Origin of the sequence: Shinella sp. M31 (assembly GCF_049199205.1) — a bacterium.
In the GTDB taxonomy this organism is placed as follows: domain Bacteria; phylum Pseudomonadota; class Alphaproteobacteria; order Rhizobiales; family Rhizobiaceae; genus Shinella.
Genome location: NZ_JBLZPH010000031.1, coordinates 1 through 15,465 on the forward strand (window position 1 = coordinate 1; position 15,465 = coordinate 15,465).

Sequence of the window (15,465 nt, forward strand, 5' to 3'; positions counted from 1 at the left end):
CCGCCGCCGAGGAAGCCATCAAGCCCAAGGGCGTCGTCGAGCTCTTCACCAGCCAGGGCTGTTCGTCCTGCCCGCCGGCCGACAAGGCGCTGGAGCAGCTTGCCCGCGAAGGCAAGGTCGTGGCGCTCTCCTACCATGTGGACTACTGGAATTATCTCGGCTGGGCGGACACGCTCGCCTCCAAGGACAATACCGACCGGCAATATGCCTATGCCCGCATGTTCGGCCGCAACGGCGTTTATACGCCCCAGGCCGTGCTGAACGGCCGCGAGCACATCAACGGCGCCGATATTGCCGGCATCCGCAACCGCATGGAAACGATGCCCGCCGAGGGCAAGGGGCTGGACGTGCCCGTCGATGTCGCGGTGAAGAACGACGAGCTGCGCATCCGGGTGGGTGCGGGCGAGGGCAAGGCCAATATCCTGATCGCCTATTTCGAGCGCGAGCGCACGATCAACATCGACACCGGCGAAAACCGCGGCAAGACGATCAACTACTGGCACGCCGTCACCGACATGGAGACGATCGGCATGTGGGAGGGCAAGGAGACGAACCTCGTGCTTCCCGCCGATATGCTGAAGAAGAAAAAGAAAGCCGGCGGCTGCGCCATTCTGTTGCAGCGCATGAAGACGGCCGATACGCCCGGCGCCATTCTGGGCGCAACGGTGCTGACCGGGGAAAAGGCGACCCGATAACGCCCCCTTAGAGCCTCCTGCGATCAGGTGGAATCGCCTGTTCGCAGATAAGATGCACTAAATTCAAAGAGATAATTTGAGGGAGGTCCGGTCCGGCTACTTCGAGGGGCTGGGGCTTGAGGGTTCGAAGGAGACGGACCGGACCGGGACGAAGCTGCCGGCAACGGAATACAAGGCAACCTCGACAGACGCTTGCCGGTTCGGCCGGGTTTCCGCGGGAAGCGGATGGCCGGGACAGGCGGCGACTGGCGAACTCTCTCTTTAAATTTGGGCGTCTGTTTGTCTGAAATGCGGCAGGGCGGATTTTTGCGAAATCGCAAATCTGCTGTCCCGTCTTGCCGCTCAGCCTTGCATTTCATCTCCGGTCAGGCACACTGTCACCGTGCCGTCACAGAAAAGGTGCGGAGATTCGATGACTGATCAGCCGGATTTGCAGGCTTCCGATGTTGTGGTCGACCTCAGGGACTACAGGAGCAGCAAGGACCCGCTGCCCGTAACCTTCCATCGACGCGAGCTCGATGCGATCCTCTGGGTCTATGGCCGCATGGTCGGCGAGGGCGAATGGCGCGACTACGCCATCGACCATATGCGCGACAAGGCGGTGTTCTCCGTTTTCAAGCGCTCCGGCGAAATGCCGCTCTACCGCATCGAGAAAGATCCCAAGCTCGCCGCCAAGCAGGGCGCCTACAGCGTCATCAACCAGCACGGCACGATCCTGAAGCGTGGCCACGAGCTGAAGCAGGTGCTGAAGGTCTTCGACAAGGTGCTGCGCCTCGTCGAGAGGTAAAACCCGCTCACGGACATTCTGACCTGAGCGCTGTCATATCCTATCGCAAACAAAAAACCCCGCCTTTTCAGGCGGGGTTTCGCATTCAGCCCTTCGGCTTCCCGAATTAGTCGCGGTTTCCGAGGAAACGCAGCAGGAAGAGGAAGAGGTTGATGAAGTCGAGATAGAGCGTCAGCGCACCCATGATGGCCTTGCGGCCCGCCACGGCGGCATCGTCTGCTTCGAAATACATTTCCTTGATCTTCTGGGTATCCCAGGCCGTCAGGCCGGCGAAGACCAGCACACCGATCGCGGAGATCGCGAAATCGAGCGCCGAGGACTGCAGGAACAGGTTGACGAGCGAGGCGATGATCAGGCCGAACAGGCCCATCACCAGGAACGAGCCCATCGCGGACAGGTCCCGCTTCGTCGTGTAGCCGAACAGCGACAGCGCGCCGAAGGCGGCGGCCGAGACGAAGAAGGTCTGTGCGATGCTGGCGCCGGTGTAGATCAGGAAGATCGACGACAGCGACAGGCCCATCAGGCCGGCATAGACCCAGAAGGTCGCCTGCGCGGTGCCGACGCTCATCGTATGGATGCGGAAGCTCAGGAAGAAGACCAGCGCGAGCGGGGCGAGCATGACGACCCACTTCAGCGGGCTGAGATAGATCGCCTGGCCGAACGCAGTCAACTGGCCATCGGAGATCGCGGCCTGCGAGGCGAAATAGGCCACGAGACCGGTGATCGCGAGACCGAAGGCCATCAGGTTGTAAACCCGGAGCATGTAGGTGCGCAGGCCCTGGTCAATGACGGCGCCGGCCTGAGCGCCGGCCGTTGCCGTTCGGGTCTGGTAGTTGCGGAGATCAGCCATGTTTTCCTCTTGTCAAAGCCCCTGGTGTTTACGGTGTCGGGCTCCCGCTTATTCGCTCCGTTGCCGGAATATCTACGGGATCCAGGCAACCGCTGGGGGCTCCAGCTTGCCTGACGTAAATATGCGCATGAATTGTGTCTCGCACAAGACCCGCGACCCTGACGGGCGGCCGCAGGGCTATGATTCTAGAGTTCGCGCAGCACCGGCGCCGCCTTTTGTCCCAGAATGCGCCAGGTGCCGGCAAGGCCGATGCCGACGGTCATGACGAGCGCCGTCACCACCGTCATCACGGCGACATCCGGCAGGAAGCTCGACGGTAGCTTCATGATCGTGCTCACCACGAACCAGGCCGCCACGCCGCCGGCCAGAAGCGCGAAGACGGCGGTCGCCAGCCCGAGCATCAGATATTCGTAGCTGAAGGCCCGGATCAGCGTGGCCCGCGTCGCGCCCAGTGTTTTGAGCACGACGGCATCGTGCACGCGCGCCCGGTTGCCCGCCGCAAGCGCGCCGGCCAGCACCAGCACGGAGGCGATGAGCGCCACCGCCGCGGCTGCGCGAATGGCGGTCGCAAGCTGCCCGACCAGTTCGTTGACCACGTCGAGCGCGTCCTTGACGCGTACGGTGGTGATCGTCGGGAAGGCGTTGGTGACGGCTTTCAGCGTCGCGGCCTCCTGCTCGGCGCTCGCCTTTGGGTCGATCATCGTGGCGAGCCAGGCATGCGGCGCGCCGGCGAAAGTGTTGGGCGAGAAGACCATGACGAAGTTGATCGACAGGGATTCCCACTCGACGGTGCGGAAATTGGCGATGCGCGCCGTGATGTTGCGGCCGAGCACGTTGACGGTCACGGTGTCGCCGATCTTCAGGCCGAGTTCCTTGCCCTCTTCGGCGGCGAAGGAGACGAGCGGTTCACCGGCATAGTCCTCCGGCCACCATTCACCCTCGGCGAGCGTCGAGTTTTCCGGCACGCGCTTGGCATAGGTGATGCCGCGATCGCCGCGCAGCACCCATTGCCCGCCCTGGGGAACCTTGACCTTGGCGACATCGACGCCGTTCAGCTCCATCACGCGGCCGCGCAGCATCGGAACCTCGATGATCTTGCCGTCGGGCATGTTGCTTTTCAGCACGTTGCGGAACCCGTCGAGCTCGCTGACCTGGATATCGACAAAGAAGAAGTTCGGCGCCCGTTCCGGCAGGTTGCCGGTGAGCTCGCGGCGCAGGTTCCCGTCGATCAGCGTCAGCGTGACGAGCAGCGCAAGGCCGAGGCCGAGCGATAGCACGACCGAGGCGGTAAGCGCGCCAGGCCGGTGGATATTGCCGATGGCAAGCCGCAGCGACGGCGAATTGACGCGCGGGCTGCGCCTGGCCAGCATCGTGATCAGCATGGCGACGACGCGCAGCACGACGAAGGCGATGGCGATCGCGCCGAGGAAGACCATGGCGATATAGCGGTCATAGGCAGTGAGGATGGCAAGGCCGGCAAGGGCTGCGAGAAACAATGCCGCGCCGAGCAGATAGGGCCAGCTCGGCAGGCGGCTCTTCTGAAAACCCTGCTCGCGGAACAGCGCGGTTGCCGGCACTTCACGGGCATGGCCAAGCGGCAGGATGGCGAAGGCGAGCGCTGTCAACAGGCCGAAGACGGCCGCGAGCAGCAAGGCCGAGGGGTAGACCGTGGTTTCCGCCGGCACCGGCAGCACGCCGTCGAGGAAACGCATCGCCACCATCGGCATCAGCGCGCCGGCGACGAGGCCGATGGCGATGCCGGCGGCGGCGATCAGCGCGATCTGCGTGAGATAGATCAGCGCCACCAGCGAGGCCGGTGCACCCAGGCACTTGAAGGTGGCGATGACCGAACGCTTGGAATCGAGATAGGCGCGCACGGCATTGGCCACGCCGACGCCGCCGACGATCAGCGCGGTGAGACCGACCAGCGTCAGGAACTGTGAGAAGCGGGTGATGTTGGCCGTTAGCGAGGGGGCGGCGCTGTTCGAGGTCCGGATCGACCAGCCGGCCTTCGGAAACGCCTTGTTCGCATCGGCGCGAACCTTGGAGAGCGAGATGCCCTGGTCGGCAAGCCGCACGCGATAGGCGTTTTCGACGAGACTGCCGGTCTGCACCAGGCCGCTCGCCGTCAGCGCGTCTTCGGAGAGCATGAGGCGCGGCGCGAAGCCAAACCCTTCCGAAACGGAATCGGGCTCGCGCAGCAACGTCGCGGTGATCTTCAGCTTCGCCGTGCCGAGCAGCACCTCGTCGCCGATGGCGACGCCGAGCCGGTCGAGCAGCAGGGGTGCTACGACCGCGCCATAGGCGTCACCCTGTTTGGCGAAGAGCTCGGCGATGGGCCGTTGCGGTTCCGTCTCCAGCGTGCCGTAGAGCGGATAGGCGCCATCGACGCCCTTGGCCTCGACCAGCGTCTGGTCGGATCCGTCCGGCAGGCGCGCCATGGAGCGCAGGCCGGAGGACAGTGAGACATCGCCCAGCGACTGGAAATGTTTCAGTTCCTCGGGCGTTGCAAAGCGGTTGTTGAATTCGAAGCGCACATCGCCCGCCAGCAGCGACTGGCCCTGCGAGGCGATCGCCTGGGTGATGGCGCTCGAGACCGAATTGACCCCGGCGATCGCCGCCGTGCCGAGCGCGATGCAGGCGAGGAAAATGTAAAAGCCCTTCAGCCCGCCGCGCATCTCGCGCAGCGCCAGGCGAAAGGCCAGCGGAAACTGCCGCAGGATCCCGCCGATCCTCATGCCGGCACTGCCTGTGCCGTGACGCGTACGGGAGCCGCACCGGAAACGATCTCGCCGGAGCGCATGGCGACCTGCCGACCGCAGCGCGCGGCAAGCGAGGGATCATGCGTCACCAGCACCAGCGTCGTGCCGCGCTCGGCCTGTTTGGCAAAGAGCAGGTCGGCGATCTGCCGGCCGGTCTCGGTGTCGAGATTGCCGGTTGGCTCGTCGGCGATCAGCAGTTTTGGCGCGGGCGCCAGCGCGCGGGCAATCGCCACGCGCTGCTGCTCGCCGCCTGAGAGCTGGCCGGGATAATGCGACAGGCGCTCGCCGAGCCCGACGGCCGTCAGCTCGCGCCGGGCGATGTCGAAGGCATCGCGCACATTGGCGAGTTCCAGCGGCACGGCGACGTTTTCCAGCGCCGTCATGTTGGGAATGAGATGGAAGGACTGGAAGACGATGCCGATATTGCGGCCGCGGAAATCCGCCACCTGGTCCTCGCTCATGCCATGCAGGCCCGCACCGTCGATGTGGATTTCGCCGCTGTCCAGCCGCTCCAGGCCGGCCAGCACCATCAGCAGCGTCGACTTGCCGGAACCCGAGGGCCCGACGATGCCGACCGATTCGCCCGCATCGATGACAAGGTCGATCTCTTTCAGCACATGCACGGAGGCGGCGGCCTGTCCGAGGGTGAGATCGGCTTTTTTCAGGTCGATGATGGTTTTGGCCAAGGAATTCTGCCCTATATGGGAGGGATAAACTGGAATACCGGCAATCTAGGATCAGCATCATGTCGTTTAAAGCGGCGCTCGGCTTTTTCGCCTCACTTGCAATCACAGCTTTGTTATCCGCAGGCGCGGCCTTTGCCGAGCCGATCAAGCTCGTCGGCTTCGGCGACAGCCTGATGGCCGGCTATCAGCTGCCCGCCTCTGATGCCTTTCCGGTAAAGCTTGAGGCCGCGCTGAAAGCCAAGGGCTATGACGTCGAGATCGCCAATGCCGGCGTCTCCGGCGATACCAGCTCCGCCGGCCTTGCTCGGCTCGACTGGTCGGTGCCGGATGGCACCAAAGGGGTCATCCTCGAACTCGGCGCGAACGATGCGCTGCGCGGCATCGCGCCCGAGGAGACGGAGAAGAACATCGACGCCATGCTGACGCGGCTGAAGGAGCGCGGCATCGCCGTGCTGCTCGCCGGCATGCTCGCGCCGCCCAATATGGGTGCGGACTACGAAAAGCGCTTCAACGGCATCTATCAGCGCATGGCCGAAAAGCACGGCGTTGCGCTCTATCCGTTCTTTCTGGATGGCGTCGCCGCCCAGGCTGACCTGCAGATCGACGACGGCATGCACCCCAATCCGGCCGGCGTCGACATGATGGTCGAGAAGATCCTGCCGACCGTGGAGGCCTTTCTGAAATCCGTATTGGCCGGGGAATAGTTTTTGCGGGTGCGAAATAAGGGTTGCCTAAAAAGGCGCCGCATGATTCGCTAATGGTCATTCCAGACGGGAGAAGTCGCCATGCCGAGACTTTTCGTTGCCCTCGAAGTGCCGCGCAACGCGGCGATGAGCCTCTCCCTTCTGAGGGGCGGTCTTCCCGGAGCCCGCTGGATCGACGTCGAGAATTTCCACATCACGCTGCGCTTCATCGGCGATATCGATGGACGCACCGCCGACGAGGTGGTCGACAAGCTCGACCGCATCGAGCGCCCCGAATTCCAGCTCAGGCTCCAGGGCATGGGCTCCTTCGGCTCCAAGAAGCCGCATTCCATCTATGCCGGCGTCACGCCGGCGCCGGACATGTACGCCCTCCAGGCGGAAATCGAGCGCATCTGCCAACGCCTCGGCCTGCCGGCCGATCCGCGCAAATTCACCCCCCATGTAACGCTCGCCCGCCTGCGCAACGTCCGCACCGAGGACGTCGCCCACTACCTCACCGGTCGCGGCAATTTCCACACCGCCCCCTTCACCGTGAACCGCTTCGTGCTGATGTCCTCGAAGGAATCGGTCGGGGGCGGGCCTTACGTCACCGAGGAAGTTTTCCCGCTCTACGAATCGGGCGCCAGCTGGGACGGTGCGGAATTGCACGACCATCCGGCCTGACATTTTCATCGCCCCGGCGTGAGGCCGTCGAGCAGAAAGTCGAGACCCTTGCGGAACGTGCCGTCCCAATCGTCGTCCAGAAGCAGGCGGGAGCGTTCGATCGTCGGATAGCGCTCGCTTGAATCCGTCAAACGCTGCTGTGCGGCCGACCTGTCGTCGGCCGACCGCGCGAAGCTCGCCCGCGTGGCGGTCGCGCCGAGCGCGTAGTTCCAGAGCGACCAGATTGCCGCATTCAGGTCCCTGTCCGCAACGCCGGCTTTCGACAGGCTTTGGCCCAGATGTTCCAGCCGAACCAGGATGTTCGGGCCGAGCGCCCGGCGTGGCAAAAGCGATGCGGACCAGGGATGGCGCAGCATGCTGGCGCGCCAGTCCTCGACCATATGCACGATATCTTCGCGCCAGTCCTGACGATCGGTATCCGGCGGCGGCCCGCGATAGGCGAACACCGAATCGAGCGCCAGATCGAGTACCTCCTCCTTGTTCGAGACGTGCCAGTAGAGACTCATGGCGCCGGCGCCGAGCCGGTCGGCCAGTTGGCGCATCTTCAATCCGTCGAGCCCGTCGGCATCGAGCACCGCCACTGCAGTTGCCACGATGCGCTCCAGCGACAGGCCCTGTTCGGTACCTGAGGAGGAGGGCGGCGTTTGTGCTCGCCGGGGCCGTTTGCTCGGTTTTTCTGCCATCGGTTTTCCTGCTGACCTGCCCGCCGATGTAAGCCGCGATGGGATGAAAGTCGAATCTTCAATTGACTCGTACGCTGTACGGTGTAATTGGAATCGTACACTGTACGAGTCAATCATACGAGTCTCGGCCCGACATTCAACCGCCGGCCGACTAGCCGAGGAAACCATGCAACGCGCTTTCAACTATCTGCTTCTAGGAGGACTGATCGTCATGACCGCAAACCCACCCACCCCGGCTCAAGCCGGCGAGAGCGGCCCCGAGCTGATCATCGTCAATCCGAAGACCCTCTACGATCCCACGCCGAACGGCTACAGCACCGCCGTCATCGTGCCTGCCGGCGCGCGGATGGCCTATATTTCCGGGCAGGGCGGCCAGGATGCTACGGGCGGGCTGTCGCCGGATTTCGCAGTCCAGGTGAAGCAGGCCTATGCCAATCTGGGCGCAGCACTCGATGCACTCGGCGCAAAGCCCGATCAGGTGGCAAAACTCACGGTCTTCGTGGTCGATCACGACATGTCCAAGCTCGATGTGCTGACCCGCAACGTCACGCAGATGTTCGGCGACAAACTGCCGGCACAGACGCTCGTTCCCGTGCCGAAGCTTGCTATCGATCCGATGCTCTTCGAGGTCGAGGCCGTCGTGGTTCTGCAATAGGGCGGCATCGGCAAGGGGCCGGGAAAAACATCGACTTTCACCTCCCCCCTTGCCATTCCCCGTCCCGATGGGCATCTGTTGCCTGCCGGATGTGTTCGGCAAGCGTTGAAACAGCCGGGGCGTGACTTGTCGCAAGCACCCATGATCTTGAGCGGCCGCGGGGTCACCGCGGTGCTCGGCCCGACCAATACGGGCAAGACCCACTACGCAATCGAGCGCATGGTGGCACATGAGACGGGCATTATCGGCCTGCCTCTGCGCCTTCTCGCGCGCGAGGTCTACACGCGGCTTGTCGACAAGGTCGGGCAGCACAATGTGGCGCTCATCACCGGCGAGGAGAAGATCACGCCGCATATGGCGCGCTTCTCGGTCTGCACGGTGGAGGCCATGCCGCGCGAGACGCGCGCCTCCTTCGTCGCCATCGACGAGGTACAGCTTGCCGGCGATCTCGAGCGCGGCCATATCTTCACCGACCGGGTGCTGCATCTGCGAGGCCGCGACGAGACGCTGCTGCTCGGTGCCGGCACGATGAAGCCGATCCTCGAACAGATGCTGCCCGGCATCCATGTCATCGAGCGCCCGCGCCTCTCCCAGCTGTTTTATGCCGGCTCGAAGAAGATCACCCGCCTGCCGCAGCGCACCGCCATCGTCGCGTTTTCCGCCGACGAAGTCTATGCTATCGCCGAGCTCATCCGCCGCCAGCGCGGCGGGGCCGCGGTGGTGCTGGGCGCGCTCAGCCCGCGCACCCGCAACGCGCAGGTCGCGCTCTATCAGGAGGGCGACGTCGAATATCTCGTCGCCACCGATGCCATCGGCATGGGCCTCAACCTCGACGTCGACCATGTCGCCTTTGCGCAGGACCGCAAATTCGACGGCTACCAGTTCCGCAACCTGAACCCCGCCGAACTCGCCCAGATCGCCGGCCGTGCCGGCCGGCACCTGCGCGACGGCACGTTTGGCGTGACGGGCCGCGTCGATCCTTTCGACGACGAACTGGTCAAGCGCATCGAGACGCACCAGTTCGATCCGGTGAAGGTGCTGCAATGGCGCACGACCCGCTTCGACTATTCCTCGCTGCAATCGCTGCGCCTGTCGCTCGAGGCCGCCCCGCCGATCGCCGGCCTGACGCGGGCGCTGCCGGCCGTCGACCAGCAGGCGCTGGACCATCTTTCGCGCTATCCCGACGTCCGCGACCTTGCGACGACACCGGAGCGTGTGCAAAAACTCTGGGAGGCCTGCGCGCTTCCCGACTACCGCCGTATCACGCCCGCCCAGCACGCCGATCTCATTTCGACGCTCTATGCGGATCTCGTAAAGCGTGGCACGGTTAACGAGGATTTTATGGCGGAACAGGTCCGCCGCGCGGATCGCACCGATGGCGAAATCGACACGCTTTCGGCGCGAATCGCGCAGATAAGGACCTGGACCTATGTGTCGAATCGGCCCGGTTGGCTTGCCGATCCGACACACTGGCAGGAAAAGACGCGGGAAATCGAAGACCGATTGTCCGATGCGTTACATGAACGGTTGACGAAACGCTTTGTTGATCGCAGGACATCTGTGCTCATGAAGCGCCTGAGAGAGAATGCAATGTTGGAAGCTGAAATCAGTGTGAATGGCGATGTCTTCGTGGAAGGACATCATGTCGGGCAGTTGGCCGGTTTCCGGTTCACGCTCGTCGCCGGAACGGAAGGACCCGACGCGAAGGCCGTACAGGCTGCCGCGCAGAAGGCGCTCGCGCTGGAGTTCGAAGCCCGCGCTGCGCGCCTGCATGCCGCCGGCAATGCCGATCTCGCGCTGGGCTCCGACGGCACCGTGCGCTGGCTCGGCGATCCCGTCGCCCGTCTCGCCGCTTCCGATCATATCATGCGTCCGCGCGTCATCCTGCTCTCCGACGAGCAGCTGACCGGCAATGCGCGCGACCATGTCGCCGCCCGCATCGAGCGTTTCGTGAACCATCACATCGCGACCGTGCTGAAGCCGCTCGACGATCTCTCGCGCGCCGAAGACCTGCAGGGCCTCGCCAAGGGGCTGGCCTTCCAGCTCGTCGAGAACCTCGGCGTGCTGTTCCGCCGCGACGTCGCCGATGACGTCAAGACGCTCGACCAGGATGCCCGCGCCTCCATGCGCAAGCACGGCATCCGCTTCGGCGCCTACCACATCTTCATGCCGGCACTTTTGAAGCCTGCGCCTGCCGAACTCATCACGCTGCTCTGGGCGCTAAAGAACGATGGCCTCGACAAGCCGGGCTACGGCGATCTTATCCCGGTGCTCGCCGCCGGCCGCACCTCCGTCGTCACGGATCCGAACTTCGAGCGCGCCTTCTACAAGCTCGCCGGCTTCCGCTTCCTCGGCAAGCGCGCCGTGCGCATCGATATTCTCGAGCGCCTCGCAGACCTCATTCGTCCGCTTCTCCAGTGGAAGCCCGGCACGCCGCGTCCGGATGGCGCCTATGACGGCCGCCGCTTCACCGCGACGACCGCCATGCTCTCCATCCTCGGCGCGACGCCCGACGACATGGAAGAGATCCTCAAGGGTCTCGGCTACCGCGCCGACAGCGTGAAGCCGGAGGAGGCCGCGGCCTTCCTCGCCGCTCAGGCTCCCGCCGCAGCGGCCACGGAGACCCCGGCGGAAGCCGCTTCGGAAACATCCGACGAACACGATGCCGATGCATCGGACGAAAGCGAAGCCCCGGCCGCAACCGCCGAAGCGCCTGCCGCTGAAACTGCGGAAGCGCCGGCAGCGGCGGAAGCCGCCGTTGAAGGTGAGGTGGTCGAAGCCAAGCCCGTGCTGCTCTGGCGTCCGGGCTCGCGTCACGACAACCAGCGCCAGGGCGGTCATCGTCATGGCCGCGAGCGTCACCAGGGCGGCGAACGCCAGGGCGAGCGTCAGGATCGGGGCGAACGCCGCGGCGGCGACCGCAACCGTGGCCAGCAGGCCGGTGAACGGGGCGAGCGCGGCGAACGCCGTGACGGCGGTCGTGGTGGCCGTCCGGATCAGGGCAAGGGTGGCCGCGACGGAAAGCCGCAGGGCGGCAACCGCCCGGACCGCGGTGATCGCAACGACCGTTCGGCCAAGCCCCAGCAGGCGAAATTCGAGGCCCGGCCGCCCCGCAAGGAAAAGCCGATCGATCCGGATTCACCCTTCGCAAAGCTCGCAGCGCTCAAGGAGCAGCTGAAGAAGTAAGGCATGACGCGACACGAAGAACAGCCCGCCGCGCGCCAGCGCATCGACAAGTGGCTGTTCTTCGCGCGCCTGCGCAAATCCCGCTCGCTTGCGGCGAAATCCGTCGAGGCGGGCGATGTCAGGGTCAACGATCTCGCGATCCGCCAGCCCTCGCATATGGTGCGGCCGGGCGATGTGATCGTGCTGTCGCTCGACCGCCACGACATGGTGGTGAAGGTGCTTTTGCCGGGCGAACGCCGCGGCCCCTACGAGGAAGCCCGCCTGCTCTATCACGACATGACGCCGCCACGGCCACCGCGCGAGGAGCGCACTCTTTTCGCGCAGGCGACACGCGAGCGCGGTGCCGGGCGCCCGACGAAACGCGAGCGCCGCGAGATCGACCGGCTGCACGGTGGCCCCGGCGACGACGAGGATTAGAATTCTATACCTCCGAGGCGCATAAAGGCGCATCTATTGCGCTTGCCAAGCGCCTGCAAAGCCTTTACCTCCACCACCGGATAGCATTGCGCGGGTGAGGTTTTTCGCCCCGATCCCCATCAGGGTGACCGCGAGCTGCCGCCCGCTTCGTGACGTTTCTGGAGTTCCTCATGACATATGTCGTGACCGACAACTGCATCCGCTGCAAGTACATGGACTGCGTGGAAGTGTGCCCCGTCGACTGTTTCTACGAGGGCGAGAATTTCCTCGTCATCCACCCCGACGAATGCATCGATTGCGGCGTCTGCGAACCGGAATGTCCCGCCGAGGCGATCAAGCCGGATACCGAGCCGGGCCTCGACAAGTGGCTGAAGGTCAACACGGAATTCGCCGCGATCTGGCCCAACATCACGGTCAAGCGGGACGCCATGCCCGAGGCCAAGGAAATGGACGGCGTCGAGAACAAGTACGAGCAGTTCTTCTCGCCGAATCCCGGCAAGGGCGACTGAGCCTCGCCACCGGCGACAAGCGATCTGGGGAAAAAAGCATGTCCGCGCCAAAAGGCGATGGGACAGGCTTGATGACCCATGCGAAGCAAATTATTGATTTCGGCACTTTTTTGTGGTAGGGTCCGGATACTGATCCAATTCGCGGCATTTTGCGTGCCCGAACACCACCACGAAAGCAAACGATCCCTCAACGACGCTCACCTCCCATAGGCAACTCCGGTTGCTCAAATGTGATCGCGTCGCCGGGGACCTTTTTGCGCATGGAGGGTGGACCAGAGTGGTGACACCGCAACGGTGCCCCCCGTCTTTCCCGGGTCCCCAGACCCACCCGGCCCCGCCGGGAGCGTAACAGGGAGTATTTGAACAGAATGACGACCCAGCAGAAGAAATCCTCCACGCGCCATGGCTTCAAGACCGGCGAGTCGATCGTCTATCCCGCTCACGGCGTTGGCCAGATCGTCGCCATCGAAGAGCAGGAAGTCGCCGGCATGAAGCTCGAGCTTTTTGTCATCGATTTCGAAAAGGACAAGATGCGCCTCAAGGTGCCGGTTGCTAAGGCCGTTTCCATCGGCATGCGCAAACTGTCGGAGACCGATTTCGTCGAGCGTGCGCTGAAGGTTGTCCAGGGCAAGGCCCGCGTGAAGCGCACCATGTGGTCGCGCCGCGCGCAGGAATACGATGCCAAGATCAATTCCGGTGACCTGATCTCGATCGCCGAAGTGGTCCGTGACCTTTACCGCGCTGAAAACCAGCCGGAACAGTCCTATTCCGAGCGCCAGCTTTATGAAGCCGCCCTCGACCGCATGGCCCGCGAAATCGCCGCCGTGAACAAGATGTCGGAAACTGAAGCTGTCCGCCTCGTCGAGACGAACCTTGCAAAGGGTCCCAAGCGCGGCAAGGCCATCGAGGAAGATGATAGCCAGGACGAAGCGGCCTGATCTAGGGCGCTGTCTAAACTTTTAAAGCCCGGCTGGCGACAGCCGGGTTTTTTATTGGAACTTTTTTGCCTCTTGCCCGTTGTGATGCCGAGAACGACCGCTTGCGAAAGGGGTCGGCACCCCGGTGCCGCCACGAATTTTGCCCGAAACCCGTTTGGGCATTCGCCACCCTTCCTGAAACGTCTTCTCTCAAGGGCGACAGGGTGGGCGCGCGCCTCCCTGAGCCGGTTCGGCTTACGTGGAGAGTGCCATGGCTACGACGACCGCAGACCGCCGCATGATCAAGCTTGCCATGTCCGCGCCCTATCTGGCGCGTGACGAGGAGCAGGCCCTGGCGCAGGCCTGGAAAGACAACAAGGACCAGGAAGCCCGCAACCGTATCGCCATGGCCCATATGCGCCTTGTGGTCTCGATGGCCGGCAAGTTCCGCAACTTCGGCTTACCTCTCGGCGATCTCGTACAGGAAGGCTATATCGGCCTCCTGGAGGCCGCCGCCCGCTTCGAGCCGGAGCGGCAGGTCCGCTTCTCCACCTATGCCAGCTGGTGGATCCGCGCCTCCATTCAGGATTACGTGCTGCGCAACTGGTCGATCGTCCGCGGCGGCACCAGTTCGGCGCAGAAAGCCCTCTTCTTCAATCTCCGCAGGCTCCGCGCCCGCCTCGCCCGCGGCGACAGCTATCTCACCAGCGAGGCGATGCATCAGGAGATCGCCGCGGCGATCGGTGTTAGCACCGCCGACGTGCGCACCATGGACGCTCGTCTCTCCTCCTCGGACATCTCCCTGCAAGCCCCTGTTTCCGCCGGCGACGGCGAGGGGTCGAGCCGCATGGAATTCCTGACCAGCGACGCACCGCTTCCCGACGAACAGGCGCAGGACAGCATCGACGGCGAGCGTCGCCATCACTGGCTGTATGCCGCTCTTGGCCAGCTCAACGAGCGCGAAATGAAGATCATTCGCGCCCGACGGCTTGCGGAAAACGGCGCGACGCTGGAGGAGCTGGGCACGGTGCTTGGAATTTCCAAGGAGCGCGTGCGCCAGATCGAAAACCGGGCTCTGGAAAAGCTGAAGGCCGTGCTGGTCAGCAAGACGACGGACTTCGCCTACGCCTGAAGCGTTTTACGGCTGCGAACGGATCCTCGGGCTAAACCGAGGATGACTTGGTAGAGTTGCTGCCCAAAGCGCCGCTTCCATTATCTGTACCGTTAGAGAGGTAGGAGCCGGCTCCTACCCTCCGTCATCCTCGGGCTTGACCCGAGAATGCACGCGGCACGGCACACCCTATGGGCGGTCCCTTATTCGCTGATTATCTTGAACTTTTCGCCCGGCCGTACCGTACTCGTCGCCGTCATCGCGTTGATGAGACGGAAGAGGTCAAGCTTGCGCTCGGTACCCATCATGCGGCCGGCCAGCGTGGCGACGGTGTCGCCGGCGCGGGCCGTCACGACGCGGACGCGTAGCGGCTTCAGCGAGGCGACTTCCGCCGGCGTGAGCTTGCGGAACGAACTCTTGAGGATCGCCGCCGTCGGCTCCAGCGCCTTCGAGCCGGCCGGCACGGCCGTCAGGAAGCGGTAGATCTGTTTGTCGATGCGCACGACCGTGACGTCGAATTCCCAGCGGTCGGCCGCCGCCTTGGCCGTTGCGGCCTCAAGCCCGTTGAGCGAGATCGGCCGGATCGTTTCCGGCTTCAGGCCGGTTACCCAGCCGCTCGAAATGTAGTTGACGAGGTCCTGCCCGCGGCTGTCGGCCACGCCGTCGAAGCGAATGGCGACGTCACCCGGGCCGGTCGCCAGAACCGCATCGGCCTTGTTGTCGATCTGGAAGCCGTTGGGCACGTCGAAGCGGATGCCGAGCTTGCCGTGCATGAAGGTCTGACCGCGTACGTAACCTTCTTCCGGGGCGTCGCCGTAGAGCAAGCCGTCGATGCCGGCG

14 protein-coding genes and 1 pseudogene are annotated in these 15,465 nt (G+C 64.0%); 10 read left to right on the top strand and 5 right to left on the bottom strand.

Features of this window, described 5'->3' with window-relative positions; all coding sequences use genetic code 11:
• The first annotated feature begins 17 nt into the window (after positions 1 to 17).
• Both ACOZKU_RS05195 and ACOZKU_RS05200 read left to right on the top strand, forming a co-directional pair.
• Positions 18 to 695 (top strand): DUF1223 domain-containing protein, encoded by a 678-nt coding sequence (locus ACOZKU_RS05195; RefSeq protein WP_421577972.1) that lies wholly within the window; start codon positions 18 to 20, stop codon positions 693 to 695.
• A gap of 412 nt (positions 696 to 1,107) precedes the next feature.
• The gene (locus ACOZKU_RS05200) at positions 1,108 to 1,482 is read left to right on the top strand and encodes a DUF2794 domain-containing protein (protein ID WP_421577963.1); all 375 of its coding nucleotides are present in this window, start codon (positions 1,108 to 1,110) and stop codon (positions 1,480 to 1,482) included.
• A gap of 106 nt (positions 1,483 to 1,588) precedes the next feature.
• On the opposite strand, the gene ACOZKU_RS05205 is transcribed toward ACOZKU_RS05200, so the two are convergent.
• The 3 genes from ACOZKU_RS05205 to ACOZKU_RS05215 all read right to left on the bottom strand — a co-directional run bounded on the left by ACOZKU_RS05205 (position 1,589) and on the right by ACOZKU_RS05215 (position 5,780).
• Entirely contained in the window at positions 1,589 to 2,332 is a 744-nt protein-coding gene (locus ACOZKU_RS05205) for a Bax inhibitor-1/YccA family protein (protein ID WP_314089744.1), read from the bottom strand.
• Positions 2,333 to 2,517: 185 nt separating this feature from the next.
• A complete protein-coding gene (locus ACOZKU_RS05210) occupies positions 2,518 to 5,070 on the bottom strand; it encodes an ABC transporter permease (RefSeq protein ID WP_421577964.1) in 2,553 nt (850 codons plus the stop codon).
• Positions 5,067 to 5,780, bottom strand: a complete 714-nt coding sequence (locus ACOZKU_RS05215; RefSeq protein ID WP_421577965.1) for an ABC transporter ATP-binding protein — start codon at positions 5,778 to 5,780, stop codon at positions 5,067 to 5,069. The genes ACOZKU_RS05210 and ACOZKU_RS05215 overlap by 4 nt, the downstream gene beginning before the upstream one ends.
• Before the next feature lie 59 nt (positions 5,781 to 5,839).
• Between ACOZKU_RS05215 and ACOZKU_RS05220 the strand changes: the two genes are divergently transcribed.
• Both ACOZKU_RS05220 and thpR read left to right on the top strand, forming a co-directional pair.
• Positions 5,840 to 6,484, top strand: a complete 645-nt coding sequence (locus tag ACOZKU_RS05220) for an arylesterase (protein WP_421577966.1) — start codon at positions 5,840 to 5,842, stop codon at positions 6,482 to 6,484.
• A gap of 81 nt (positions 6,485 to 6,565) precedes the next feature.
• On the top strand, positions 6,566 to 7,147 hold the full coding sequence (gene thpR / locus ACOZKU_RS05225) for an RNA 2',3'-cyclic phosphodiesterase (protein ID WP_421577967.1): 582 nt from the start codon (positions 6,566 to 6,568) through the stop codon (positions 7,145 to 7,147).
• Positions 7,148 to 7,152: 5 nt separating this feature from the next.
• On the opposite strand, the gene ACOZKU_RS05230 is transcribed toward thpR, so the two are convergent.
• Complete coding sequence (locus ACOZKU_RS05230) at positions 7,153 to 7,830, bottom strand: TetR/AcrR family transcriptional regulator (RefSeq protein ID WP_421577968.1); 678 nt, start codon at positions 7,828 to 7,830, stop codon at positions 7,153 to 7,155.
• 166 nt (positions 7,831 to 7,996) lie between these two features.
• Here ACOZKU_RS05230 and ACOZKU_RS05235 point away from each other — a divergent pair, with 166 nt between their 5' ends.
• The 6 genes from ACOZKU_RS05235 (at position 7,997) to ACOZKU_RS05260 (ending at position 14,646) form a co-directional block, all read left to right on the top strand.
• The gene (locus tag ACOZKU_RS05235) at positions 7,997 to 8,485 is read left to right on the top strand and encodes a Rid family hydrolase (RefSeq protein WP_421577969.1); all 489 of its coding nucleotides are present in this window, start codon (positions 7,997 to 7,999) and stop codon (positions 8,483 to 8,485) included.
• A gap of 141 nt (positions 8,486 to 8,626) precedes the next feature.
• Entirely contained in the window at positions 8,627 to 11,671 is a 3,045-nt protein-coding gene (locus ACOZKU_RS05240; RefSeq protein WP_421577970.1) for a helicase-related protein, read from the top strand.
• 3 nt (positions 11,672 to 11,674) lie between these two features.
• A complete protein-coding gene (locus ACOZKU_RS05245) occupies positions 11,675 to 12,088 on the top strand; it encodes an RNA-binding S4 domain-containing protein (RefSeq protein WP_314089730.1) in 414 nt (137 codons plus the stop codon).
• 170 nt (positions 12,089 to 12,258) lie between these two features.
• Entirely contained in the window at positions 12,259 to 12,597 is a 339-nt protein-coding gene (gene fdxA, locus ACOZKU_RS05250) for a ferredoxin FdxA (protein ID WP_314089728.1), read from the top strand.
• A gap of 368 nt (positions 12,598 to 12,965) precedes the next feature.
• Positions 12,966 to 13,535: a CarD family transcriptional regulator gene (locus ACOZKU_RS05255; RefSeq protein WP_117371285.1), complete on the top strand. Its 570-nt coding sequence runs from the start codon at positions 12,966 to 12,968 to the stop codon at positions 13,533 to 13,535.
• A 250-nt stretch (positions 13,536 to 13,785) separates the two neighbouring features.
• A complete protein-coding gene (locus tag ACOZKU_RS05260; protein WP_421577971.1) occupies positions 13,786 to 14,646 on the top strand; it encodes an RNA polymerase factor sigma-32 in 861 nt (286 codons plus the stop codon).
• A 182-nt stretch (positions 14,647 to 14,828) separates the two neighbouring features.
• Here ACOZKU_RS05260 and ACOZKU_RS05265 read toward each other — a convergent pair.
• Positions 14,829 to 15,465, bottom strand: a pseudogene (locus tag ACOZKU_RS05265) (metalloprotease); the annotation flags it as partial.

Excerpts from the sequence above, each read along its gene's own strand:
- fdxA (WP_314089728.1), top strand. The coding sequence starts at position 12,259 with ATGACATATGTCGTGACCGACAACTGCATCCGCTGCAAGTACATGGAC.
- ACOZKU_RS05230 (WP_421577968.1), bottom strand. The coding sequence starts at position 7,830 with ATGGCAGAAAAACCGAGCAAACGGCCCCGGCGAGCACAAACGCCGCCC.
- thpR (WP_421577967.1), top strand. The coding sequence starts at position 6,566 with ATGCCGAGACTTTTCGTTGCCCTCGAAGTGCCGCGCAACGCGGCGATG.
- ACOZKU_RS05200 (WP_421577963.1), top strand. The coding sequence starts at position 1,108 with ATGACTGATCAGCCGGATTTGCAGGCTTCCGATGTTGTGGTCGACCTC.
- ACOZKU_RS05240 (WP_421577970.1), top strand. The coding sequence starts at position 8,627 with ATGATCTTGAGCGGCCGCGGGGTCACCGCGGTGCTCGGCCCGACCAAT.
- ACOZKU_RS05205 (WP_314089744.1), bottom strand. The coding sequence starts at position 2,332 with ATGGCTGATCTCCGCAACTACCAGACCCGAACGGCAACGGCCGGCGCT.
- ACOZKU_RS05210 (WP_421577964.1), bottom strand. The coding sequence starts at position 5,070 with ATGAGGATCGGCGGGATCCTGCGGCAGTTTCCGCTGGCCTTTCGCCTG.
- ACOZKU_RS05260 (WP_421577971.1), top strand. The coding sequence starts at position 13,786 with ATGGCTACGACGACCGCAGACCGCCGCATGATCAAGCTTGCCATGTCC.
- ACOZKU_RS05255 (WP_117371285.1), top strand. The coding sequence starts at position 12,966 with ATGACGACCCAGCAGAAGAAATCCTCCACGCGCCATGGCTTCAAGACC.
- ACOZKU_RS05220 (WP_421577966.1), top strand. The coding sequence starts at position 5,840 with ATGTCGTTTAAAGCGGCGCTCGGCTTTTTCGCCTCACTTGCAATCACA.
- ACOZKU_RS05245 (WP_314089730.1), top strand. The coding sequence starts at position 11,675 with ATGACGCGACACGAAGAACAGCCCGCCGCGCGCCAGCGCATCGACAAG.
- ACOZKU_RS05235 (WP_421577969.1), top strand. The coding sequence starts at position 7,997 with ATGCAACGCGCTTTCAACTATCTGCTTCTAGGAGGACTGATCGTCATG.